15 protein-coding genes and 2 pseudogenes are annotated in these 24,463 nt (G+C 61.3%); 16 read left to right on the forward strand and 1 reads right to left on the reverse strand.

All coding sequences use genetic code 11. From position 1 onward, the window contains the following. Positions 1 to 34 precede the first annotated feature (34 nt). Entirely contained in the window at positions 35 to 787 is a 753-nt protein-coding gene (locus tag J3P81_RS11960) for a substrate-binding periplasmic protein (protein WP_434564103.1), read from the reverse strand. Between the two features lie 477 nt (positions 788 to 1,264). Here J3P81_RS11960 and tssB point away from each other — a divergent pair, with 477 nt between their 5' ends. The 16 genes and pseudogenes from tssB to acuI all read left to right on the forward strand — a co-directional run bounded on the left by tssB (position 1,265) and on the right by acuI (position 24,307). Continuing rightward, positions 1,265 to 1,768: a type VI secretion system contractile sheath small subunit gene (gene tssB, locus J3P81_RS11965; RefSeq protein ID WP_434563950.1), complete on the forward strand. Its 504-nt coding sequence runs from the start codon at positions 1,265 to 1,267 to the stop codon at positions 1,766 to 1,768. A 35-nt stretch (positions 1,769 to 1,803) separates the two neighbouring features. Beyond that, entirely contained in the window at positions 1,804 to 3,339 is a 1,536-nt protein-coding gene (gene tssC / locus J3P81_RS11970; protein WP_434563952.1) for a type VI secretion system contractile sheath large subunit, read from the forward strand. A 23-nt stretch (positions 3,340 to 3,362) separates the two neighbouring features. Beyond that, a pseudogene (gene tssK, locus J3P81_RS11975) lies at positions 3,363 to 3,581 on the forward strand (type VI secretion system baseplate subunit TssK); the annotation flags it as partial. A 194-nt stretch (positions 3,582 to 3,775) separates the two neighbouring features. Then, positions 3,776 to 6,850 carry an ImcF-related family protein gene (locus J3P81_RS11980; RefSeq protein WP_434563954.1) on the forward strand — a complete coding sequence of 1,025 codons (3,075 nt, stop codon included), beginning with the start codon at positions 3,776 to 3,778 and terminating at the stop codon, positions 6,848 to 6,850. Further along, a complete protein-coding gene (gene tssA / locus J3P81_RS11985; RefSeq protein ID WP_434563956.1) occupies positions 6,847 to 8,433 on the forward strand; it encodes a type VI secretion system protein TssA in 1,587 nt (528 codons plus the stop codon). The genes J3P81_RS11980 and tssA overlap by 4 nt, the downstream gene beginning before the upstream one ends. A gap of 19 nt (positions 8,434 to 8,452) precedes the next feature. Further along, entirely contained in the window at positions 8,453 to 10,267 is a 1,815-nt protein-coding gene (gene tssF / locus J3P81_RS11990) for a type VI secretion system baseplate subunit TssF (protein WP_434563958.1), read from the forward strand. Continuing rightward, positions 10,173 to 10,556: pseudogene (locus tag J3P81_RS11995) on the forward strand (type VI secretion system baseplate subunit TssG); the annotation flags it as partial. The gene tssF and the pseudogene J3P81_RS11995, both read left to right, overlap by 95 nt. Further along, entirely contained in the window at positions 10,537 to 11,073 is a 537-nt protein-coding gene (gene tssJ / locus J3P81_RS12000) for a type VI secretion system lipoprotein TssJ (RefSeq protein ID WP_434563960.1), read from the forward strand. The pseudogene J3P81_RS11995 and the gene tssJ, both read left to right, overlap by 20 nt. A gap of 3 nt (positions 11,074 to 11,076) precedes the next feature. Further along, the gene (tssE, locus tag J3P81_RS12005; protein ID WP_434563962.1) at positions 11,077 to 11,544 is read left to right on the forward strand and encodes a type VI secretion system baseplate subunit TssE; all 468 of its coding nucleotides are present in this window, start codon (positions 11,077 to 11,079) and stop codon (positions 11,542 to 11,544) included. Next, the gene (locus tag J3P81_RS12010) at positions 11,541 to 12,680 is read left to right on the forward strand and encodes an OmpA family protein (RefSeq protein ID WP_434563964.1); all 1,140 of its coding nucleotides are present in this window, start codon (positions 11,541 to 11,543) and stop codon (positions 12,678 to 12,680) included. Before tssE ends, J3P81_RS12010 begins: the two co-directional genes overlap by 4 nt. Before the next feature lie 143 nt (positions 12,681 to 12,823). Further along, positions 12,824 to 14,569, forward strand: a complete 1,746-nt coding sequence (locus J3P81_RS12015) for a type I secretion system permease/ATPase (RefSeq protein WP_434563966.1) — start codon at positions 12,824 to 12,826, stop codon at positions 14,567 to 14,569. Continuing rightward, positions 14,556 to 15,875 carry an HlyD family type I secretion periplasmic adaptor subunit gene (locus J3P81_RS12020; protein ID WP_434563968.1) on the forward strand — a complete coding sequence of 440 codons (1,320 nt, stop codon included), beginning with the start codon at positions 14,556 to 14,558 and terminating at the stop codon, positions 15,873 to 15,875. Before J3P81_RS12015 ends, J3P81_RS12020 begins: the two co-directional genes overlap by 14 nt. A 1-nt stretch (position 15,876) precedes the next feature. Beyond that, positions 15,877 to 17,229, forward strand: a complete 1,353-nt coding sequence (locus J3P81_RS12025; protein WP_434563970.1) for a TolC family protein — start codon at positions 15,877 to 15,879, stop codon at positions 17,227 to 17,229. Between the two features lie 91 nt (positions 17,230 to 17,320). Beyond that, positions 17,321 to 22,201, forward strand: coding sequence for a M10 family metallopeptidase C-terminal domain-containing protein (locus J3P81_RS12030; RefSeq protein WP_434563972.1), 4,881 nt, complete (start codon positions 17,321 to 17,323; stop codon positions 22,199 to 22,201). Positions 22,202 to 22,453: 252 nt separating this feature from the next. Next, positions 22,454 to 23,266, forward strand: a complete 813-nt coding sequence (locus J3P81_RS12035; RefSeq protein ID WP_420764019.1) for an oxidoreductase — start codon at positions 22,454 to 22,456, stop codon at positions 23,264 to 23,266. A 54-nt stretch (positions 23,267 to 23,320) separates the two neighbouring features. Continuing rightward, positions 23,321 to 24,307: an acrylyl-CoA reductase (NADPH) gene (gene acuI / locus J3P81_RS12040; protein WP_434563974.1), complete on the forward strand. Its 987-nt coding sequence runs from the start codon at positions 23,321 to 23,323 to the stop codon at positions 24,305 to 24,307. Positions 24,308 to 24,463 lie beyond the last annotated feature (156 nt).

The raw sequence follows: 24,463 nt of genomic DNA on the forward strand, positions 1-24,463 counted from the left end.
TCGCAAGACTGATGCCATCGCCCGCTCGGCGATGTCACGGGACATAAAGATCATGGATATGCTTGATCGCCCCTTCATTGCGCAACGCTTCCACCGCGCCGCGCAAATCCTCGACGAGTTTCGCCGAGCATTGCCTGGAACACGCGAGATAGAGGTCGGCACTGCTGCCCACTGAACTCATGAGGAGCTTGCGCTTGGACACTTTTGGCCAGATATATCGGCTTTCGGGCACGCCGTTGAACCAGGCATCGATGCGCCCCATCAGGAGCATTTGGGCAGGGTTGTCGCCGATGGCCAACGGGTAGATCTGGTCGTCCCGGAAGCCCTCGGTGCGCAGGATTTCCTCTTGCGCGCTGCCCAGGCCGACGCCCACCTTGCGAAAGGTTTCTTTCGCTTGGGCAAAGCTGCCGACCTTATGATCGAGGCTGAAGAACGCGCGCTCCATGGGCATGATCGACGAAATCCAGGTGAAGCGGGTTTCTCGCCCCGGAATGCGCGACAGCGGCGCTATCAAGAAGTCATGCTCCTCGCTGACGTGCTTTTGCGCCCTGGCCCAGGGAAGCACATGGATCTTTACCGCATACCCGGCGCGGGTGATCGCCTTCACGGCGACATCGCCGACAATGCCGTGGCCCCTGGGGTCGTTGAGGAGTGTCAACGGGGGCGCGTCGAGAATGTGCAGTTCAATGACCTGGGGCTCGCCGCACGCGCTATCGACAGCCAGGAGCAGGCAGAGCAGCGACAATACGCTGGTACGGTCATTCAATACGCGGGTGATCCGGCTCATGATCGTTACTTCAGGCATTGAAAGGCGCGCCATTCTATTGAGGGAGGCGGCGCGCAAATAGCCTCCTGCTGTCCAAAGCAAGCAGCACCCGACCGAGGGCACGACATTATTATTGGCTACACGTCGGCCTGTCCCTTGGCCTGACGACGTGTACCTGAAGGTATAGATCATCCGGAAGACAAAAGCCTTGAACTTCGCATGGCGGCAACCGCTCCCAAGATAGACGCCGCGAAACCCGGCTTGAAAATGGGTTTGCGTCATTCCTCGTTTGTAAGCCTCTCCTTCGCGTCTCGGGTGTCAACCGCGCACCGACGTCGGCAACGCTTCGTTGTAAACCGTATCTGTAGGCCATTTTCCGACAGCTTGTGAGTCCATTCTCTTTCGTAGAAATGGCCTAGGTCTAGACCTGTCCGGCTCTGCGCCGCTTCGCTATGTTTGTACAGCGAACACTTAACATCCGGTTTGAGAGGAATAGGCATGGCTTCATACAGTTTCCAGAATGAAGTACCCAAGAGCAGGGTCAATATCAAACTTGATCTGCACACTGGCGGCGCGCAAAAGAAAGTTGAGTTGCCACTCAAATTGATGGTGATGGGAGATTACAGCAACGGCAGGGAACAGCGCCCTTTATCCGTCAGGGACAAGATCAATATCAACAAGCACAACGTCGATCATGTCCTGGCCGAGTTTTCGCCAACTTTGACGATCGCTGCGCATAACACATTGGCGGACAACGGGGAGGATATTTCAATCGAACTGCAGTTTCATCGCATGAAAGACTTTGAGCCGGAACAAGTAGCCAGGCAGATCCCTCAGTTACGGGCGCTGCTGGCCATGCGCAATCTTCTACGCGACTTGAAGTCGAACCTGCTTGATAACATGGCCTTCCGTCAAGAATTGGAGCGCATCCTCCAGGATGATGCGCTCAGCAATGAACTGCGGGACGAATTGGCGGCCTTGGCGCCAAAAGACATTCGCTAATCAAATACGGGCGGCAGCCCAAAGAGTAAATTCATATGTCTACTGAAAGTAATAACGTGCACTCGCGCGGCGCTACAGTATTGGCTGAAGATAAGGGAGTTTATGCAGCCCTGTTCAGTAAGATCAATTTGAATCCCATCGCGGAGTTGGGAAGCATCGAAACTTTCCAGCATGCCGAGGCGCTGTCCGAGGCCTCGGTTGACGAGCGCGTCACTGCCGCTGTCAGTGTGTTCTTGAAGTTGCTCAAGGAATCGCCGCACAGAGTGGAACGATTGGACAAAGTGCTGCTGGATGAGCATATAGCGTTGCTCGACATGCAAATCAGTCGTCAACTTGATGCGGTCATGCATCACGCCGAATTCCAAAGGATCGAATCAACCTGGCGCGGCGTAAAGTCCCTGGTCGACCAGACCGATTTTCGACAGAACGTGCGAATAGAACTGCTGGATATCAGCAAGGATGATCTGGTACGAGACTTCGAAGACGCCCCCGAAATCGCCCAGAGCGGGCTGTACCTGCATACCTATACCCGTGAATACGACACGCCGGGCGGAGAGCCGATCGCGGCAGCGATCTCCAACTACGAGTTCGATCGTAGCCCGCAGGACATCGCCTTGCTGCGTAATATTTCGAAAGTCGCCGCGGCAGCCCATATGCCCTTCATCGGTTCGGTGGGGCCGGCATTTTTCGGCAAGCGATCCATGGAGGAAGTGGCTGCCATCAAGGACATCGGCAACTATTTCGATCGCGCCGAATACATCAAGTGGAAGGCGTTTCGCGACAGTGACGATGCGCGATACATCGGCCTGACCATGCCGAGGGTCCTGGGTCGCCTGCCCTATGGCCCGGATACCGTGCCAGTGCGCAGCTTCAATCACATCGAGAGCGTCAAGGGCCCCGATCACGACAGGTATTTGTGGACCAACGCATCCTTTGCCTTTGCCGCCAACATGGTCAAGAGCTTCATCGCCAATGGATGGTGCGTGCAGATCCGTGGGCCTCAATCGGGCGGCGCAGTCACCGACCTGCCGATCCACTTGTATGACCTGGGCACTGGCAACCAGGTGAAGATTCCTTCAGAGGTGATGATCCCGGAAACCCGCGAATTTGAATTCGCCAATCTCGGTTTCATTCCTTTGTCGTATTACAAGAACCGCGACTACGCCTGTTTCTTCTCCGCCAGCTCGGCTCAGAAACCTGCGTTGTACGACACCGCGGATGCTACCGCCAACAGCCGGATCAACGCACGGCTGCCCTATATCTTCCTGCTCTCGCGCATTGCCCATTATTTGAAGTTGATCCAACGCGAAAACATCGGCACCACCAAGGATCGTCGTTTGCTGGAGCTGGAGCTCAACAAGTGGATCGGCGGACTTGTCACCGAAATGACCGATCCGGGCGATGACCTGCAGGCTTCGCACCCTCTTCGTGACGCAAAGGTGACGGTGGAGGACATCGAGGACAACCCCGGTTTCTTCCGGGTCAAGTTGTACGCAGTGCCGCACTTTCAGGTCGAGGGCATGGACGTCAACTTATCCCTGGTCTCGCAAATGCCCAAGGCGAAAGCCTGACTCGCTTTCAAGGAAATGACGCCATGAAAATCGATCGTCCCTTATGGACGTCCGGCACCCTGTTGTCTGCGCAACAGTTTCAACAACAGGCGCGCTGGGAAGCGTGGGCCAACGAGCAACGCGCCGGCTTGGCCTTGGCGCATCCCTGGGGCGTGACGGCCGTCGAGTTCGATACCGACGCATTGGGCCTTGGTAAGCTCAAGGCAACCCGGCTAAGCGTGTGCATGCCCGACGGTACCCTCAAACACTGGGCGTTCAGCCTGGTAGCGACCATCAGGCCCTCGGGTTGCTGGGCATATCTGCGGTAGCCTTCGTCGTGGTGTCGTTCCTGGGTGGATTCCATTTTCTAGGCCATGCATTGGGGCGTTCGGCGTATCGAAAGTATCAGACACACATCAGCCCGCTATTACCGCTCAACAAGGCAGACCCCAACTCGATGCATGAAAGATCGTCGATTGAGCTACGCGAAAACCTCCACTTCCAATACGGCCCCCTCTGGCGCCACAAGGTCCGTCTGCTGCTCATCGTCGGCGAGCCCACCCAGATCGCCGCCATCGCCCCGGAGCTGGCGAAAAAGAAATGGCTCGAAGGCGAACGCACCGTGCTGCTATGGGGCGGCAGCGTCCAGGAAGAATTGCAAACCCCGCTGTTGAACCCATGGCTCACCCTACGCCGTTGGCGGGCGCTGGATGGGGTGGTCTGGGCGCTGGACAAACCGCAAAGCACCGATGCGGTGGCGCTGGCCAAGGGCATGCGGCAGTTGCAGGGGCTGGCTCGGCGGCTACGCCGACGGTTGCCGTTGCACTTGTGGCAGGTGTGCGAGAGCGGCTGGTCCCAGGACGGGCGCGAGAGCCAGCCGGTGGGTTGTCTGTTGCCGGCCAAGGTGACGCCGTCGCTGCTGGAGGCGTGCCTGGAGGATCTGGTCGAGCCGTTGCGTTGCCAGGGCTTTGCCCAGATGAAGATCAAGAAGCGGATGCACCACGATTTCCTGCTGCGCCTGTCCCGAGATTTGCAGGCCGAGGGCATTGCCCGTTGGCGGCAGGCGCTGGCGCCGTCGTTGAGTGGGTTCAACCCGGGGGTGATGCTGCGAGGGTTGTGGTTCAGCCTGCCACTGCGCGTGACGCAAAGCGCTGACGGCGAGCATTTCTGGTGGCCGGACCCGGCGTGGCACGGCGTGCAGCGCGACAAGGCCGTCGGCGCGCGGTTGGGGTGGGGCGCGCCGCGAGTCGTCTATGGGCTGTTCATGGGCCTGGCGCTGGTGTGGGGCGCGGGGATGGCGCTGTCCTTTGTGAGCAATCGGGCGCAGATCGTCGAGGCGCAGGCCTTGTCAACGGCGTTGCAACAGTCATCCACCCAAGAGGAGCAACTGTTGGCGCTCGAAGCGCTCGTCCACGTGCTGGCTCGCCTGGATCACCGTGTCGTGTCCGGTGCGCCGTGGTACCAGCGCTTTGGCTTGAACCGCAATGAAACCTTGCTCGAGCTGTTGTGGCCCCGGTATGTCGAGGCCAATAACCGCCTGGTGCGCGACCCGGCGGCGGCGAGGTTGCGCGGGCAACTGGAGGCGCTGGTCAAGCTGGCGCCGGGCAGCCCCGAGCGCGTTGAGCGCACGCGTATGGCCTACGATCAGCTCAAGGCTTACCTGATGATGGCGCGCCCGGACAAAGCCGAGGCGCCCCTGTTGGTCAAGACCCTGGGCCACGCCGAACCCACGCGTGACGGAATTTCGCCAGGGCTCTGGCAGATCCTCGCACCGAACCTGTGGCAGTTCTACGCCGAGCAACTGGCCGCGCACCCGGACTGGCGCATCGAGGCCGACCCGCGGTTGGTGGCGCAGGTGCGCCAGGTACTGCTCGACCAATTGGGCCAACGCAACGCCGAGGCCAGCCTGTATCAACGGGTGCTGGACGACGCCACCCCGTACTATCCAGCCCTGGGCCTGCAACAGATGGTGGGCGACACCGAAGCCGCCGGGTTGTTTTCCAGCAAGGCCAGCGTGCCGGGAGTGTTCACGCGCCAGGCCTGGGAGGGCCAGGTGCGCCAGGCCATCGATGACATCACCCAGGCGCGCCGCGAAGAAATCGATTGGGTGCTCAGTGATCGCCCCGGTGACATCGATGTGCGCTTGACGCCCGGCGAGCTCAAGGCGCGCCTGACCGAACGTTATTTCAAGGACTACGCGGGCGCCTGGCTGGTGTTTCTCAACAGCCTGCGGGGCAATCAACCCAAAAGCCTGGAACAGGTCATCGACCAGTTGACGCTGATGAGCGACGTGCGCCAATCGCCGTTGCTCGCGTTGATCAATACCCTGGCCTATCAAGGGCAGGCGGGCACCCGGGTCCCGGCCCTGGGCGACTCGCTGATGAGGTCCGCGCACAAGCTCATCGGCCCGGACAAGGCCCCTCCCATAGACCCGCTGGCCGACCTGCCGAGCGGCCCGCTGGATCCGACGTTCGGCCCGTTGTTGGCCTTGCTGGGCAAGGGTGGCGCTGACCATTTGAGCCTCCAGGCCTACCTCACCCAAGTGACCCGCGTGCGCCTGAAACTGCAACAGATCAACACGGCCAGCGACCCCATGGAAATGACCCAGGCCCTGGCGCAGACGGTGTTCCAGGGCCGGGGCATCGACCTCACCGATACCCAATCCTATGGCCGCCTGATGGCCGCCAGCCTCGGTGCGCAATGGGCCGGCGTGGGCGAAACGCTGTTCGTGCAACCGCTGGAGCAGGCCTGGCAGCGAGTGCTGCAACCGTCGGCGGCGGGCCTCAACAGCCAGTGGCGGCGTTCGATCGTCGAGCATTGGAACGCGGCCTTTACCGGGCGTTATCCCTTCGCCGCGACGGCCAGCGATGCTTCGTTGCCGATGCTGGGGCAAATGATCCGCGCCGACACGGGGCGCATCGAACGTTTTCTCCACAGCCAGTTGAGCGGCGTGTTGCGCAAGGAAGGCAACCGCTGGGTGGCCGATCCCCGCCACGGTCGCGGTTTGCGCGTCAATCCCCAATTCCTGGAGGCGGTCAATCAACTGAGCGATCTGGCCGACGTGCTCTACACCGACGGCGGCCTGGGCTTGAGTTTTGAACTGAGCGGCAAAGGCGTGCGCGATGTGGTGCAAACCACCTTCATCCTCAACGGAGAGAAACACCACTACTTCAACCAGAAGGAGCGCTGGCAGCGCTTCGGCTGGCCGGGGCGCAGCGACTACCCCGGCGTCAGCCTGACGTGGACCAGCGTCCACACCGGCGAACGGTTGTTCGCCGACTACGCCGGCGCCTGGGGGCTGATCCGCTTGCTGGAACAGGCCACGTTCACCGCGCTGGACGATGGCGACAGCCGCTACCGCATGGTGCTCAAGGCGCCCGATGGTCTGGGCCTGACGTGGCACCTGCGCACCGAACTGGATGCCGGGCCGATGGCGCTTTTGAAGTTGCGAGGGTTTACGTTGCCGGGGCGGATATTTTTGGCTGAGGGCGGACCAGCGGTGCCTCTGGCGCGCAATGAGGTGCTCCGATGAGCCTGCAAAACCTGATCACCCATTGCCTGGGCAAGCGCGACGCCTTGGCCATCGCCCGTGAACAGGCCGCACGCTGGCAACCCTGGCTGCAGCCCATCAGCGAAGCGGCACCCGTTGGGCACGACCCTGGCTATGACGATGATTTTCAATGCATGCGCGAAGAGGTTGGCAAGCTGTCCGGCGCCGATGCTGAACGAGTGGCCCAACTGGGTGAAGAGCTACTGACCCGCAAATGTAAGGATTTACGCGTCGCCACCTATTACGTGTGGGCTCGCTTGTGCAGGGACGGCGAAGCCGGGCTGGCCGACGGTTTGAGCCTGTTGGCGGCGCTGGTGGAGCGGTTCACCGATACGGTACTGCCCGTGCGACCGAACAGCCGCAAGATGGCGTTGCAGTGGCTGGCCGGCGAAAAGCTGCTCGATACGCTGTGGCGGTATCCGGAGGTGGTGAAAACCGAGGCCGAGCGCACCGCCGCGGCATTGGCCTGGCTGGAGCAGGGCCTGACGGCATGGCCTGACGATCAACGTCCTTGCCTAGGGGCCCTGTATGCCGCGTTATCCGCCCGATTGGCTCGGTCCGAAGGCATGGAGGCGCTGGTCCCGCAGAGTACCGCCAGCCAGGAATCGCAAGCCCAGGCCGGGGCTTCGGCTGCTATCGCGATCAAGTCCGGTCGGGATCTGTTGGACCACGGCCGGGCCTTGGCTGGTTATCTGCGTGATCAACCTCAGGGTTGGCTGGCGGCCCACCGCGTGATGAAGAGCCTGCGCTGGGACACGGTGCAAGAGGCGCCGCCCGAGGACGCCGATGGCAACACCCGGCTGACGCCGCCCAAGGCTGACTATCGGGCGCAGCTCAAGCGTTTGTACTTGCAGCAGGGCTGGACCCAGTTGCTCGATCACGCGGAACGAATCTATGCCGAAGGCGTGAACCATTTCTGGTTGGATTTGCAGTGGTATGTGTATCAGGCACTGAGTCGACAACCGGCGCCGCAGGTGTGCTGGGCTGATGTCGTCCGACGTGACCTGGGCATGTTTTTGGATCGGTTGCCGGGGTTGGAGCTGCTGCGCTGGCGCGACGGCACGCCTTTCGCCGATGAGACCACACGTGAGTGGATTGCCCAGCAAGCCAGCGCAGACCGCCCGGAGCAAGGGTTGGCCGCGCCATCGTCGGCACCGGTCATCGGCGATGCCGACATCTTGTCGTGGGAAACCGAAGCCCTGGCGCAGGCCGACAAAGAAGGGGTCGAGCAAGCGCTGGCTTGGCTGGCGGCGCGCCCGGACATTGTTTGCGCACGCCAACGATGGCTGCTGCGCCTGCTGATGGCGAGGGTGGCAGAACAGTTCGGCAAAAGTGAGCTGGCCATCCACCTGCTGGGGGAACTGGACACCGCTTCACAGCACCATGACCTGTGCGCGTGGGAGCCCGAGTTGTATTTCGAGGTCAAGGCTCGCCTGCTCAGGTTGCTGCGGGTCAAGGCCCAACGCAACGACACGGACAAACCTGCCCTGGCTCGACGCATGGAACCTTTGTTGGCGGCGCTGGTGGCCATCGATCCGGTACGTGCCGCTGTGCTTTGCGGCTGACACTCATTTCAGGACTTTTATGGACATGGAAAATCTGACACTGCGCTATTTCGACGCCGAGATGCGTTATTTGCGCGAGGCCGGCAAGGAATTCGCCGAGGCGTTCCCGGACCGGGCGGCATATCTCAATCTCGACAAGCCGGGGGCGCAAGACCCTTACGTAGAACGTTTGTTCGAGGGCTTTGCATTCTTGATGGGGCGCTTGCGGGAGAAGCTCGACGATGATCTGCCGGAGCTCACCGAAGGCTTGGTCAGCCTGCTGTGGCCGCATTACTTGCGGACCATACCGTCCCTGTCGATTATCGAGCTGGCGCCGGATCTTGCCTTGATAAAGCGCAGCGAACGAATCCCCAGAGGGTTCGAGATCCTGTCGCGCCCCATCGGGCCGCAGCACACCTGCTGTCGCTACACCACCACGCAAGACGTGACGTTACAGCCGCTGGCGTTGACAGTCGTGGCGCGCGACCACGAACCGGATGGCCGCTCGCTGCTGCGTTTGCGTTTTGTCCGAAGCGCGTCCGTCCCTTGGTCACAAATCGACCTGAGCCGCTTGCCGCTGTACTTGAATGCCGATGCGCCACTGGCCAGCGCACTGCACCAAGCCCTGACCTTGAACAGGCAGGCAATGTATGTGCGCTTGCCAGGACAGTCGGATCGCAAGCCGGTGGACTGGTATTTCACCCCCAAGGGCTTTGGCGACGAGGATCGCCTGTGGCCCAAGGGCGACAGCGCTTTCAGCGGCTATCAACTGCTGCTTGAGTACTTCACGTTTCGTGAAAAATTCATGTTCGTCACCCTCTGTGGCCTTGAGCAACTGCCGCTTGAGTCCGGCGCGCCCTGGTTCGAGCTCGAAGTGGTGCTGTCCAAGCCCTGGCCGCAGAACTTCGACCTGAACCGTGAACATATTCGTCTGCACTCGGTGCCGGTGATCAACTTGTTCGTACTGGAGGCCGACCCGTTGGCGCTGGACCCCTTGCAAACCGATTACTTGCTGCGTCCGATGCGCTTGCAGGATGGCCATCTGGAAATCTATTCGGTGGACCAGGTGACCGCATCCAAAGGCGCCGAGCGCATGGACTACGTGCCGTTCACCAGTTTTCGCCATAAAGGCGGCATGCTGCGTGATGAGGCGCCGGAACGTTATTTCCATAGCCGCCTGAAGCGGGCCGCCAATGGGCTGTATGACACCTGGTTGATCCTGGGCGGAGAAGGCTTCGACGAGGATCGGCTGCATACCCACGCCAGCCTGTCGTTACACCTGATCGGCACCCACGGCCAGCTGCCACGCAAAGCGCTGCAGAGCACGGTGCTCGATACAGCGGTTCAAACCACCCAGTTCGGCCTGCGGGTGCGCAACCTGTGTGCGCCGACGTTGCCGTGCTATCCGCCAAACCGCGACCGTTTCCACTGGCGCATCCTGAGCCACCTGGGCTCCAATTTCTTGCCGATGCTCGACAGCGCAGAGGTGCTGCGCGGGACGTTGGCGTTGTATGACTGGACCGGCAGCGAGCAGAACCGGCGTCGCCTGGCGGCGATTGTCGAGGTGAACCATCACCTGGTCCAACGTTTTGAAAATGGCTTTTTGCTGCGCGGGGTGGATATTGAAATCACCTTGGATGCCCACGGCTTTTCGGGGGACGGCGATATCAGTCTGTTCGGTGAAATGCTCAACCGCTTTTTTGCGCTCTACGCCGACATTCATTTGTTCACCCAGCTCACGCTGATTCTTCAACCTACGCTTGTCCAAGGGCACGCCGCTGGGCAATGTCGGGCAAGACGTCAACAGCCAGCTGCACTTGGTGCTGTCCACCGACGACGCGCAGGAGGCCAATGACTGGTTGCCCGGCGGAGCGCTTCACCGCGACCTGCTTGTACTCCTGCGGGTGTACCTGGGATGGCGCTGCACCGCGACGCTGCAATTGACCATCGCGGTAAGCAGCCTGCCAACTCCGATACTGGGGCATCGGCAGATACGACTGGGAATGACCGGTGTGCTGGGCTTGGGTTCAGACACCTGGCAGCCGCGAGAACAGGACACCCTCACGATCAATATGGGCCGCTACCAGGGCCTTTCGACCAACCCACGGATCAGGGAAACACAACATGTCACATACCTTTATTAACCGGTTGGCACTCACGGTGCTGGTCGCTGCGCTTGGCGGGTGTGGAGCGGCGCAGACCGTCGAGCCGAGCACGGGGTTCACCACCGGGACGATGTTCCGTAAACAGGTCAAGACCTTGCACCTGGATTTCAACGCACGAACCGCGCTCAACACCGAAACCGCGGACATGAACGCCTTATCGCTGCCCACCTTGGTGCGGGTTTACCAGTTACGCGACAGTACCGCGTTGGAGCAGGCCACCTACGACGGGCTGGTGAACACAGACGACAACCTGTTCGAAGGTGCATTGCTGGACAAACGCGCCGTGGTGGTGAAACCCGGGGCAGGGGCGCTGTTGAGCGTGCCCATGGACCCCCGCACGCGGGTAGTGGCGCTGGTGGGCTTGTTTCGAAGTCCAGACGCCGCGTTAGGCTCCTGGCGCCTGCTGCTGAGGCGCGAAGACCTGGACCCGGATCGGGCACGGCTCATCGAGATAGGCGCCAACCAACTGACGTTGCGCCCGTTGGCGAAGGACTGATCCATGACCGAGCCCAACCCTTCGCTCTATGAAATGCTGCTGCAAAACTTCAATGGTGAACTGGATTTGCATCGCGTCAGCGAGCAGGACCAGCACGCGCTGTCGGTCCTGGACAACCTGCAACGCATCCTCAACAGCCGGGCCGGCAGCCTCAGCCATTTACCGGATTATGGACTTCCCGACATGGGAACCATTTTGCAGGGGCTACCGGCTACCGCCCATACGTTGATGAAGGCCATGACCCATACCCTGCTCAAATACGAACCGCGATTGACGGCGCTCGCCATCGAGCTACTGCCGCAATTACTGCCGGGGCATTTGGAGTGCGCCCTGGACGTGCAGTTGAAAGGAGGGCGCCGGGTAACTTTCGGTACCACGTTGGGACCGGAGGGCAAAGTCCTGATGCGTCACCTGAAGCGACAGAACCATGTGGCGGCAACGGGAACGGATAACGCAAGGCAAGCGCGATGAGCGCGTTGTTTGAAGTGCATGTTCGAATCGGTGGCGATCCGCGCGGCTATGCTGAGTTCGTCGCTTTGCGCGACGAGTTGGCCAGATTGGGCCATGGCGCCTGCCCAGACGTGGATTGGCAAAAAGTCGAGCAGTTATGCCTTGTGCTGCTGCAACTCAACGGTGCGGAGCTGCAAACCGTCAGCTTCTATGCGCTGGCTCGAAGCCAGCGTCACGGTTTGGACGGCATGGTCCAAGGCGTTCGATTGTTGAAGACGCTCAGCGGTCAATGGCCCAGCCTGTGGCCGCCGTCGGTGCGGGTGCGCCTGGATACGTTGGGGTGGTTGTTCGCACAGCTGCAAACGCTGCTGCGTGGCCTGGCGCTGACGACCAACGATCAGCGCGCGTTGCTTGAGCTCGATGGTGCGTTGGGCTGCCTGACTGAGCGGCTGGCAAGCTACGCATCCACGCCGCTGCCGGCTCTCCAGTCTCTGCGCCAGCAGGTCAACCAGCTGATCCAACGTTTGGAACGATGCGATCAACGTATCGAAGCGGCACTGCTTCCCATGGGAATGACAGAGCCGGCATTGGCGATACCCATTGTGGTCCTGCCCCCGCCGGACATGACCCATCGTAAGGGGCACTTTTCGCCATGGCTGTGCGGCGCGGCGCTCGTCTTCGCTCTCGTCGCAGGGGTTGTCGGGTGGCGGATGAGCGCGAGGTCAGCGTTGGTCTTGCCCGCTCCGGTGCAGTTGGACAGCCTGTCGCTGTTCGATGTCGGCAGTTCGCAGCTCAAGCCTGGTTCGACCGATACCTTGGTCAAGGCCTTGGTGGATATCAAGGCCCAGCCAGACGGGTTGATCGTCATTTCAGGCCATACCGACGGGACAGGTTCATCGGAACAGAACCTGCAACTCTCAAACGCCCGTGCTGTTGCAGTGCGGGACTGGATGCAGCACGTGGGCAAAATCCCCGCCGGTTGCCTAGCCGTCCAGGGCGTCGCCGCCGGTCAGCCCATAGCTGGAGACGACACCGAAGCTGGGCGAAGGGCCAATCGGCGTGTCGGTATCCGCGTGGTGCCGCAAGTGGTGGCTTGTGAGTCTGCGTGGGGCGCGGGCAAGGGCGGCGCATCCCAGGGGATGCCCCTTAAGTACTGAACTGATGTGCCGATACACGCTGGTAGACCCGATTTCGCCGGTGCTCCAACGGTATCCAACCAAGGATCTTCCAGGCGTCAGCGGGCCTGTCCCTTTGTGATTTTTTTAAGGTTTGACCGGAATCGGACCTCAGGTAATGACCCATGCCAGCCCACTCCAGGACCGAGTTGGAACAAGCCCTTGCCGCGTGCAAGGGCAGTTTCCTTTCCGTTGCCTTTTTCAGTTTTTTCGTTAATTTGCTGATGCTGGTTCCTTCGTTCTACATGTTGCAGGTCTACGACCGCGCGGTAGCCAGTGCCAGCCTGTCGACGCTATTGATGCTGACGCTGATCATGTTACTGCTCATGACCACAATGGGTGGCCTGGAGTGGGTTCGCTCGCGGATCATGGTACGGATCAGTACGCGTCTGGACACGCTGCTAGGTCAGCGATTGTTCGACGCAAGTTTCAAGCAGGCGCTCAATTCCAGTGGCATGAACGCCACGGCCCAACCCGTGAGTGATTTGAATGGGTTACGCCAGTTCTTGACGGGCAACGGCCTTTTCGCATTTTTCGACACGCCCTGGATTCCGATCTACCTGGCAGTCATGTTCATGTTCCATCCCTGGTACGGTTGGATGGGGTTATTGAGCGCGCTGTTGCTTGGGGCGCTGGCCTTCGCCAACGAGAAGCTCACCCACGCGCCGCTGCAGGCTGCCAACCGGGAACAGATGGCGGCCATGGCGTTTACCCACAAAAGCCTGCGCAACGCCGATGTGGTCGAATCCATGGGCATGCTTACGAGCCTGCGTGACCAATGGAATGGGCAAACCTACAGGGTCCTGTCGCTGCAAAGCCTCGCCAGTGACCGTGGCACCACCGTTGCGGCGATTTCCAGGACGTTTCGGCAGGTCGTCCAATCGCTGGTCCTGGGCCTTGGCGCTTACCTGACGATCAATCACGAGATTTCTCCCGGGCTCATGATCGCTGGCTCGATTCTGCTAGGGCGCGCGCTGGCCCCTATCGATCAGCTGATTGGCGTATGGAAAGGCTTTTTGGGGGCGCGTTCGCAATATGCCCGGCTGCATGAATTGTTACTCAAGTTCGCCGCCGAACCTGAGCGCATGTCCCTGCCAATGCCCGAGGGGGCGATCCGTGTCGAGGGGCTTTCGGTAGGCTCGCCCAACGGCGGCAAGCCGATCATTCGTAGCGTGGGATTCGAGGTGCCGGCGGGGTCGGTGGTCGGCATCATTGGTCCCAGTGGCGCCGGCAAATCGACCCTGGCCAGGGCGCTGTTGGGGATATGGTCGGGCATGGCCGGTACGGTGCGCCTGGACGGCGCGGATATCAGCCAATGGCGCCGGGAGGAACTCGGCCCCTATGTGGGCTATCTGCCGCAGGACATTGAGCTGTTCGAGGGCACCATCAGCCAGAACATCTCCCGTTTCGGTCCGGTGGATGCGCCTGCGGTGGTCGCCGCCGCGCGCATGGCCGGGGTCCATGAGCTGGTGCTTCAACTGCCAGACGGCTACGACACCCTGATCGGTGCCAACGGCGGCGGGCTTTCCGGTGGTCAACGCCAGCGTATCGGCCTGGCTCGCGCCTTGTATGGGGAGCCGCGCCTCGTAGTGCTCGATGAGCCGAACTCCAACCTCGACGAAGCCGGAGAAAGAATGCTCGCCGAGGCGTTGCAAAAACTCAGGCAAAGCCGGGCGACCGTATTTGTCATCACCCACCGGCCAGGCGTGCTGGCGCAGGTCGACAAGCTGTTGGTCCTCAATCAAGGCGAATTGAGCCTCTTCGGGCCCCGGGACAGGGTGCTGGAACGGTTGCAAGGCGCTGCGTCGACGGCCAGGCAGGCCGGCGTCGTTGAACCGTCACAAACGGATGAGCGTTATGCAAAACAATAGTCACTCATCCGTGGACAGGGCTGAGCTGATGACCGATGACAAGCCCGTACGGCGCATCGGCTACGTTATGCTGCTGGTGACCTTCGGCCTGTTTGGCGGCTGGGCGACCTTCGCGCCGCTCGACAGCGCGGCACTGGCGCCGGGTGTGGTCACCGTCAAGAGCTATCGCAAGACGGTGCAGCATTTGGAAGGAGGCATTGTGCGCGAGCTGCGCGTGCGTGAGGGCGATCTGGTGAAGGCGGGCGACGTGCTCCTGGTTCTGGACAACACCCAGGCCCGCTCGGAAATGGAAGCGATGCGCAGCCAACTGATCGCCGCCCTTGAACTCGAAGCCCGGTTGGTGGCTGAACGCGATGCTCTGCCCGAGCCGCTTCCTGTACCGACACTAGATCACGCCGATCCGCGTGTGCGCGAGGCGCGCGACAGCGAACGACGAATCTTCCAGGCTCGACGAACGTCGTTGCTTGGTGAGATTGCCTTGCAGGAAAAATCCATTGGCCAGATCCAGGAGCAGATTCGCGGGTACAAAGCCGTCGTGGCCAGCAAGCAAATGCTGGCGGCATCCTACCAGGACGAAATCGTCGACCTGCGTGCGTTGTTGGCCGAGGGTTACGTGGACAAGCAGCGTCTGCGTGAGCAGGAGCGCAGCCTCTCTCGGTTGCAGGCGGAAATGGCAGAAAGCCAGTCCGAAAGCGCACGGGCCCGGGTTCAGGCCGACGAAGCGCAACTGAAAATCCTCCAGTTGAAAAAAACCTTCGCCACAGAGGTCGCGAGCCTGTTGGGCGATGCACGGACCAAGGTCTATGAACTGCGCGAACGCTTGGCGACCCTGCAGGATCGCGACCAGCGCACCGAAATCCTCGCGCCCGAATCCGGCAGGGTCATGGGCATGGCGATACACACCCTGAGTGCCGTGGTCAGCCCGGGCACCGCGCTGCTGGATATCGTCCCGGCCAATGAAGAATTGATCGTCGAAGCACAGGTTTCGACAACGGACATCGACCGGATCAAGCCGGGCAAACTGGCGGGCATTCGGTTCAGCGCGTTCAACAGCAGCACGACGCCGGTCGTCGAAGGGCGGTTGATGCAGGTATCGGCCGATCGGCTGGTCAACAAGGACACTGGCGCCGCTTATTATCTGGCGCGCGTTGCCTTGACCGATGACGGGCGCCGGGCGCTCGGCGATCTTACGCTGGTGCCGGGCATGCCGGTTGAAGTGTTGATCAATACCGGGGCGCGGACGCTGCTGGAGTATTTGATTCAGCCGGCGAGTAACGCCTTCGCCCGTTCGCTGATCGAGGATTGAGATGAGGTCTTTGGTCGCGTTGTGCCTGATTGCCTGCTCACTTGGCGTCCTCGCCGACGATGGGGCGGCGTCCAGCTATACCGATTTGTGGCAATTGCACCAGGAAGCGCAAGGCGCCGATCCGCGTATCCTGCGGGCGCAAGCCTTGACTCGCAGCGGCGAGGGCAATGAGCGCGCCGCCTTCGGCCAATTGTTGCCGCAGCTCAACGCCAGCGGTAGCGTGAACCGCAGTCGGCGGGAGGACGAGCTGAGCCGTATCCAGTACAACGGCAAGCGCGTTGCCGTGATGCTCAACCAGGTGATCTACGACCCGCAGGTCTGGCGCAGCTACCAGCGATACGTGGAGTTGGCGCGCCAGAGCCAATACGAATCCGATGACACGCAGGTGCAGGCCAGCATTGACCTGTCCGAACGGTATTTTGCCGTGCTTGCGGCGGAGGACGAGCTGTCCCTGGTGCGTAGCGAATTGGACGCGACCGAACGCAACCTCAAGCGCGTCCACGCGTTGTATGCGCGCCAGATGGCAATGGTGACCGATACGCTCGACCTGGAGGCGCGGGTCGATGCACTCAAGGCTGACGAGATCGAGGCCAGGAACAAGGTCGAGGTCAGTCGCGAGGCCATCTCCGAACTGGTGGGGCGCGAGGTCCGGGAACCGTTCAAGCGTATTGCCGACAATCCGGTCTTCAGCCTGCCGGCGCAAGCTCAGGACTATTGGGTGCAGACGGCACTCGACAGCAATCCAGCGTTGCACGCCCGCGAACACAGTATCCGTGCCGCCGAGGCGGCGATCGGCGAGGCAAGGGCCGGCCATCTGCCTCGGCTGGGCCTGAATCTCACGGCGCAACGCAGCGACATCGGCTATGAAGGTGCGTTGGCGCCTCGCTCGGACAATCTCGTCGCGTCCCTCGACTTGCAGATGCCCCTCTACAGCGGCGGGTCCACCCGTGCCCGGGTGTCGAGTTCCGAAAGCGAAAAGGAGGTCGCGCAACAGGAGCTGGAAGCCTTGCGCCGCCAGGTCATCAAGGAAACCCGCACGGCGTACCTGGGCATGAGCGCCGAGCTCAGCCGGATCAAGGCAACGCGGCGCGCACTGGAGTCCGCCGAAAAATCCCGGATAGCCACTGAAAAGGCCTTCGCCTATGGCGTCAAGAATGCCGTGGACGTGCTGGACACCATCCAGGCTGAATTTCGTGCGCGGCGTGACTTTTTTCAATCCCAGTATCGCTTCGTAACCAGCCTGCTGGTCCTGCATCGCTGGAGCGGTCGGTTAGGGGAGCCGGACATCCGCAAGGCCAACGATTGGCTGGTTGCCCCAGCCTCTTCGGATGCGCGGTCGAAAAATAGTGGCTAACTAATATCAATGCCCTTGTTTCTCATGCAAAATAAACCACTTGTAGCGGCCGCATCCGGGAAAGGTCGCAGACAGTCCAAAGGAAGTTCGCATGCCCAGTCCGCTTGGTTATTCCTCCGTTTCGAACGCAAAACTGACCACCAACGCGCAGGTCAACAGCTTGCTGGTCGGTACTTATTGGAGCGGTAGTGCGACAGCAGGCACGTCCTTGACGTACAGCTTCATGACGGCGGATTCCTACTTCGCTAGTAACTACAGCAGTGAAAACGAATACCTGCTTGGCTACGCCGTAACGACGGAGCAGCAGGACGGCATTGTTCGTGCCGTCGACAGCTGGGGGGCGGTTGCCAACCTCCATTTCACCCAAGTCAGCGAGTCTGCTACCAACGTGGGTGACTTGCGGTTCGGCGGTTACCTGTGGATGGACGATGACACCGCAGCGTGGGGCTATTATCCCGGCCGCACGCCCAGCGCGGGCGATGTCTGGTTGGGGCCGATCACCAATGACCCCACCCCGGACGAGGGGTCCTACGACTACTTGGTCTTCATGCATGAGATCGGCCACGCGCTGGGCCTCAAGCATCCGTTCTCCAAGAGCCTGTCGAACCCGACGGTACTTTCCGCGCAATTCGATGACGTGCGCTACACCATCATGAGTTACAACAGCGCGTACTCCTACGAGCCGACGACACCCATGCTGCTGGACATCGCGGCGATCCAGAGCCTGTATGGCGCGAACAACCAATGGCAGACCGGTAACACCACGTATAGCTGGACGACTGGCCAATCGGTTTTCGAGACGATCTGGGACGCGGGCGGCAACGACACCATCGACGCGAGCAACCAGGCGGGGGCGGTGCGTATCAACCTGAACGAGGGCCAATTCAGCAAGATCGGCCAGGCCTTCCTCAACACCAAGACCGGCGCTGCCTTCAATGAAGGATTGGCGATCGCCTACGGCGCGAAGATCGAAAACGCTATCGGCTCGGCCAATGACGACACGCTGATCGGCAATGCGCTCGGCAACCTCCTGGATGGCCGCGGCGGTAGGGACGTCATGACCGGTGGCGCCGGTAACGATACCTACGTGGTCGACGATTCCAGGGACACCATCAGCGAAACCAGCACCCTGGCGACCGAAATCGACACGGTACGTTCCTCCTTGAGCTGGAGCCTGGGCGCCAATCTGGAGAACCTCACGCTGACGGGTATCGCCAACCTCAATGGCTCCGGCAACGCATTGAGCAACGTATTGACCGGCAACGCCGGAAACAATGTCCTGGACGGCGGGGCCGGCCGAGACACGCTGGTTGGTGGCGCCGGAAACGATAGTTATGTGATCGATAACGTAAATGACAGCGTCGTCGAGCTTGCCGACGGTGGTATCGACCTGGTTCGCACCGCAGTCACCCATACCTTGTCGGCCAATGTCGAGAACGGGCAGTTGCTCGGTGTCGCGGCCCTCAATCTCGTCGGTAACGCGCTGAATAACAGCCTGGTCGGCAATGCTGCCGCCAATGTGCTCAATGGCCTGGGCGGCGCGGATACCCTGGACGGTGGCGCCGGCAACGATACCTACTACGTCGACAACGCCGGCGATACGGTCATCGAGCGAGGCGCCTCCCTGATCGAGATCGACAGCATTATTTCGACCGTCAACTTCGCCTTGGGCACCAACGTTGAAAACCTGACGTTGAGCGGTGCCGGCAGCATCAATGGCAGCGGCAATGCACTGAACAACCGCATCACGGGCAATGCCGGCGCCAACATCCTGGACGGTGGCCTCGGTATCGACACGCTCGTTGGCGGCACCGGCAGCGACACCTACGTGGTCGACAACCTCAAGGATGTCGTCAGCGAAACCAGCACCCTGGCCAGCGAAATCGACAGCGTACGTGCTTCGGTCAACTGGGTGCTTGGCGCGAATCTGGAAAACCTCACCCTGACCGGTATCGCCGCCATCAACGGCAGCGGCAATGCGCTTAACAACGTACTGACCGGCAACGCCGGCGCTAACGTGCTGAACGGCCTCGCCGGACGCGACACGTTGATCGGCGGTGATGGCAACGACATCTATATGCTCGATAACACCGGCGACAGCGTCGTTGAACTCGCCGACGAGGGGCGCGACGTCGTGCGTACGACAGTCAGCCACACCTTGGCGGCCAACGTCGAGGACGGTCAGTTGCTCGGCGCCGCCGCGCTCAGTCTCACCGGCAACGCGCTGGGCAACAGCCTGGCCGGCAACGCCGCCGCCAACACCCTCAACGGCCTGGACGGTGCGGACATCCTCGATGGCGGCGCCGGCATCGACACCCTGATCGGGGGAACCGGCAACGACACCTACGTGGTGGACAACCTCAGGGATGTCATCAGCGAAACCAGCAGCCTCGCCAGCGAGATCGACACCGTGCGTTCCTCGGTGAGCTGGAGCCTGGGTGCCAATCTGGAAAACCTAACGCTTACCGGTGCTGCCGCGATCAACGGAAGCGGCAACGCCTTGGAAAACGTACTGATTGGCAACGCGGCCGGCAATGTCTTGAACGGCGGGGCAGGCGCGGACCAACTCGACGGTGGCGCCGGCAACGATACCTACTACGTCGACAACGCCGGCGATACGGTCATCGAGCGAGGCGCCTCCCTGATCGAGATCGACAGCATTATTTCGACCGTCAACTTCGCCTTGGGCACCAACGTTGAAAACCTGACGTTGAGCGGTGCCGGCAGCATCAATGGCAGCGGCAATGCACTGAACAACCGCATCACGGGCAATGCCGGCGCCAACATCCTGGACGGTGGCCTCGGTATCGACACGCTCGTTGGCGGCACCGGCAGCGACACCTACGTGGTCGACAACCTCAAGGATGTCGTCAGCGAAACCAGCACCCTGGCCAGCGAAATCGACAGCGTACGTGCTTCGGTCAACTGGGTGCTTGGCGCGAATCTGGAAAACCTCACCCTGACCGGTATCGCCGCCATCAACGGCAGCGGCAATGCGCTTAACAACGTACTGACCGGCAACGCCGGCGCTAACGTGCTGAACGGCCTCGCCGGACGCGACACGTTGATCGGCGGTGATGGCAACGACATCTATATGCTCGATAACACCGGCGACAGCGTCGTTGAACTCGCCGACGAGGGGCGCGACGTCGTGCGTACGACAGTCAGCCACACCTTGGCGGCCAACGTCGAGGACGGTCAGTTGCTCGGCGCCGCCGCGCTCAGTCTCACCGGCAACGCGCTGGGCAACAGCCTGGCCGGCAACGCCGCCGCCAACACTCTCAACGGCCTGGACGGTGCGGACATCCTCGATGGCGGCGCCGGCATCGACACCCTGATCGGGGGAACCGGCAACGACACCTACGTGGTGGACAACCTCAGGGACGTCATCAGCGAAACCAGCAGCCTCGCCAGCGAGATCGACACCGTGCGTTCCTCGGTGAGCTGGAGCCTGGGTGCCAATCTGGAAAACCTAACGCTTACCGGTGCTGCCGCGATCAACGGAAGCGGCAACGCCTTGGAAAACGTACTGATTGGCAACGCGGCCGGCAATGTCTTGAACGGCGGGGCAGGCGCGGACCAACTCGACGGCGGTGCCGGCAACGATACCTACCACGTCGACAACGCCGGCGATACGGTCATCGAGCGAGGCGCCTCCCTGACCGAGATCGACAGCATTATTTCGACCGTCAACTTCGCCTTGGGCGCCAACCTTGAAAACCTGACGTTGAGCGGTGCCGGCAGCATCAATGGCAGCGGCAATGCACTGAACAACCGCATCACGGGCAATGCCGGCGCCAACATCCTGGACGGTGGCCTCGGTATCGACACGCTCGTTGGCGGCACCGGCAGCGACACCTACGTGGTCGACAACCTCAAGGATGTCGTCAGCGAAACCAGCACCCTGGCCAGCGAAATCGACAGCGTACGTGCTTCGGTCAACTGGGTGCTTGGCGCGAATCTGGAAAACCTCACCCTGACCGGTATCGCCGCCATCAACGGCAGCGGCAATGCGCTTAACAACGTACTGACCGGCAACGCCGGCGCTAACGTGCTGAACGGCCTCGCCGGACGCGACACGTTGATCGGCGGTGATGGCAACGACATCTATATGCTCGATAACACCGGCGACAGCGTCGTTGAACTCGCCGACGAGGGGCGCGACGTCGTGCGTACGACAGTCAGCCACACCTTGGCGGCCAACGTCGAGGACGGTCAGTTGCTCGGCGCCGCCGCGCTCAGTCTCACCGGCAACGCGCTGGGCAACAGCCTGGCCGGCAACGCCGCCGCCAACACCCTCAACGGCCTGGACGGTGCGGACATCCTCGATGGCGGCGCCGGCATCGACACCCTGATCGGGGGAACCGGCAACGACACCTACGTGGTGGACAACCTCAGGGACGTCATCAGCGAAACCAGCAGCCTCGCCAGCGAGATCGACACCGTGCGTTCCTCGGTGAGCTGGAGCCTGGGTGCCAATCTGGAAAACCTAACGCTTACCGATGCTGCCGCGATCAACGGAAGCGGCAACGCCTTGGAAAACGTACTGATTGGCAACGCGGCGAATAATGTATTGAACGGCGCGGCTGGCAATGATCGGATCGACGGCGGCGCAGGCAACGACACGCTGATGGGCGGAGCGGGGACGGACACCCTCACCGGCGGCACCGGAGCCGATCGTTTTGTATTCAGTTCGTTGAGCGACCTGGGCAAGGACGGTGCTGGCGACGTCATCCTCGATTTCAGCCGCCTGCAAGGCGACAAGATCGACCTGTCGAAACTGGACGCGAATGCCCTGACGCCGGTGTTCAACAAGTTCAGCTTCATCGACGCGAGTGAGTTCACCGGGGCAGGGCAGTTACGCTTCGTTGATCATGTGTTGTATGGCAACGTAAACGGCGACCTCAACGCCGATTTCGAAATCCAGTTGGTCGGCGTGAATACCTTCAATAGCGGCGATCTGGTCGCTTGATAAGAAAGCGGTTTAGGACCCACGGCAGTCGCGGGTCCCGAACCGCTCTCCCTGCTTGGAACCACCTTAACGGAATGTTCAGCCGAGGCTGCGTGGCGGCAGGATGACGGCTGTCCGTGTGTTTGTCGGACTTGCCTAGATTAGATGTCAATCAAAATCAAAACTGTTGACGGCTATGATTATGCTCATCATCATAGAGCTGCCCCGACACGTATCGATGTCGGGCCCGACCCAGTTGCCGAGGAACACTCCATGACGATCCACAAACCCGTAGCCTTGGTGACCGGCGCTTCTTCCGGTATCGGCGAAGCCATTGCCAACTCCCTCGTAGCGGCCGGCTATCAGGTATACGGCACCAGCCGGCGCGGAGCCCGGGCCGATCATCAGGCGTATGAGATGCTGGCACTCGACGTGACCGACGATGCCTGCGTCGAGGCCGCGGTTGCGCAGTTGATGCGGTTGGAAGGGCGTATCGACCTGCTGGTCAACAACGCCGGTTTCGGGCTCGCCCCGGCCGCGGCCGAAGAAAGCTCGATCGACCAGGCCAAGGCGATCTTCGATACCAATTTCCTCGGTGTTGTGCGAATGACGCGCGCCGTTGTGCCGCATATGCGTCGCCAGGGTGTCGGTCGCATCATCAACATCGGTTCCATACTCGGCGTGGTATCCGTGCCCTATGTGGCGCTGTACGTGGCGAGCAAGCACGCGGTGGATGGCTATTCCCAAGCCCTTGATCATGAATTACGGACCCATGGCATCCGGGTCGTCGTCATCGAGCCCGGTTATACCAAGACATCATTCGAGAGCAACAGCCTGCAGGCTGACGCTAAGCTGGACCTGTACGAGGATATCCGGGGTAAGGTAACCAAGGTCGTCAATCACGCAATGGCCACGGCCGAGGGGCCCGATGTGGTCGCTGACGTGGTGCTCAAGGCCGCTCGCGCCGAGCGTCCGAAGTTGCGTTACACCGCCGGCAAGGCGGCAGCCCAATTGCAGTTCATGCGCCGCTTCGCGCCGGCGGGCATGCTGGATACCGGTATCCGCAAGGCGATGCAACTGGCGTGAATCTGCTCAACCGGGCCCACGACATTCGCCGCTCAAATGCACAGGAAAACAACCATGACCTTCAAAGCGCTGCTTGCCACCAAAACCGATGAAGCCATATCGACCGGCCTGGTCGACTTCACCGAAGAGGACCTGATGCCCGGTGATGTCACCGTCGCTATCGAATATTCCACGGTGAACTACAAAGATGCCATGGCCCTCAGTGGCCGCTCGCCGGTGATCCGCCAGTTCCCGTTGATTCCCGGCATCGACTTCGCCGGAATCGTTGAAAGCTCCAGCCACGCAGGTTTCCAGGCTGGCGACCGGGTACTGCTGAACGGTTGGGGGCTGAGCCAGACGCACCACGGCGGTTTCGCCCAGAAGGCCCGGGTGAGTGGTAACTGGCTCGTGAAGGTTCCGGACGTATTCTCGACCCGCCAAGCCATGGCCATTGGCACGGCGGGCTACACCGCGATGCTCAGCGTGCTGGCGCTGGAACACGGCGGCCTGGCGCCCGACGGGGGCGATATCCTGGTGACCGGCGCCAACGGCGGCGCGGGCTCGGTGGCGATAGCGCTGTTGTCGGGCCTGGGCTATCGGGTGATCGCGTCGACTGGACGCCTGGAAGAAGCCGACTATCTGCGTGACCTGGGCGCTGCAGAGGTGATTGATCGGCGCACCCTGTCGGAGCCGGGCGCACCGATTGCCAAGGAGCGTTGGGCGGGCGTCATCGACTCGGTCGGTAGCCATACCTTGGCCAATGCCCTGGCCCAGACCCGATACCGCGGGGTCGTCGCCGCTTTCGGCCTCGCCCAGGGCGCGGATCTGCCGGGGTCGGTGCTGCCTTTCATCCTGCGCAACGTGACCCTGGCCGGTATCGACTCCGTGAATGCGCCGCAGGCTGTCCGTTTGCAGGCATGGTCGCGTCTGGCCCGGGATCTGGATGTGGACAAGCTTGCTCGCACCACGCAGCTTGTCGGCCTGGCGCAAGTGCCGGAAGTCGCGGCTCGGGTGCTGCAAGGGCAGGTTCGCGGGCGCACGGTCGTGGATGTGAATGCTTGAGCGAAAGGACAAGCCAGCATTTATTAGCGGAGCGTTACAAGCATTCGGATGCCACACGCTGTAGCGGCTTCGCGCAAAAATTAATGAACATTTGCAGCACTGGGATATCGATTCTGTAACTGAACATTTCCGTGTGGGCATTCGGTCTCTAGCTTC

Origin of the sequence: Pseudomonas sp. R1-6 (assembly GCF_051132115.1) — a bacterium.
Classification (GTDB): Bacteria; Pseudomonadota; Gammaproteobacteria; order Pseudomonadales; family Pseudomonadaceae; genus Aquipseudomonas.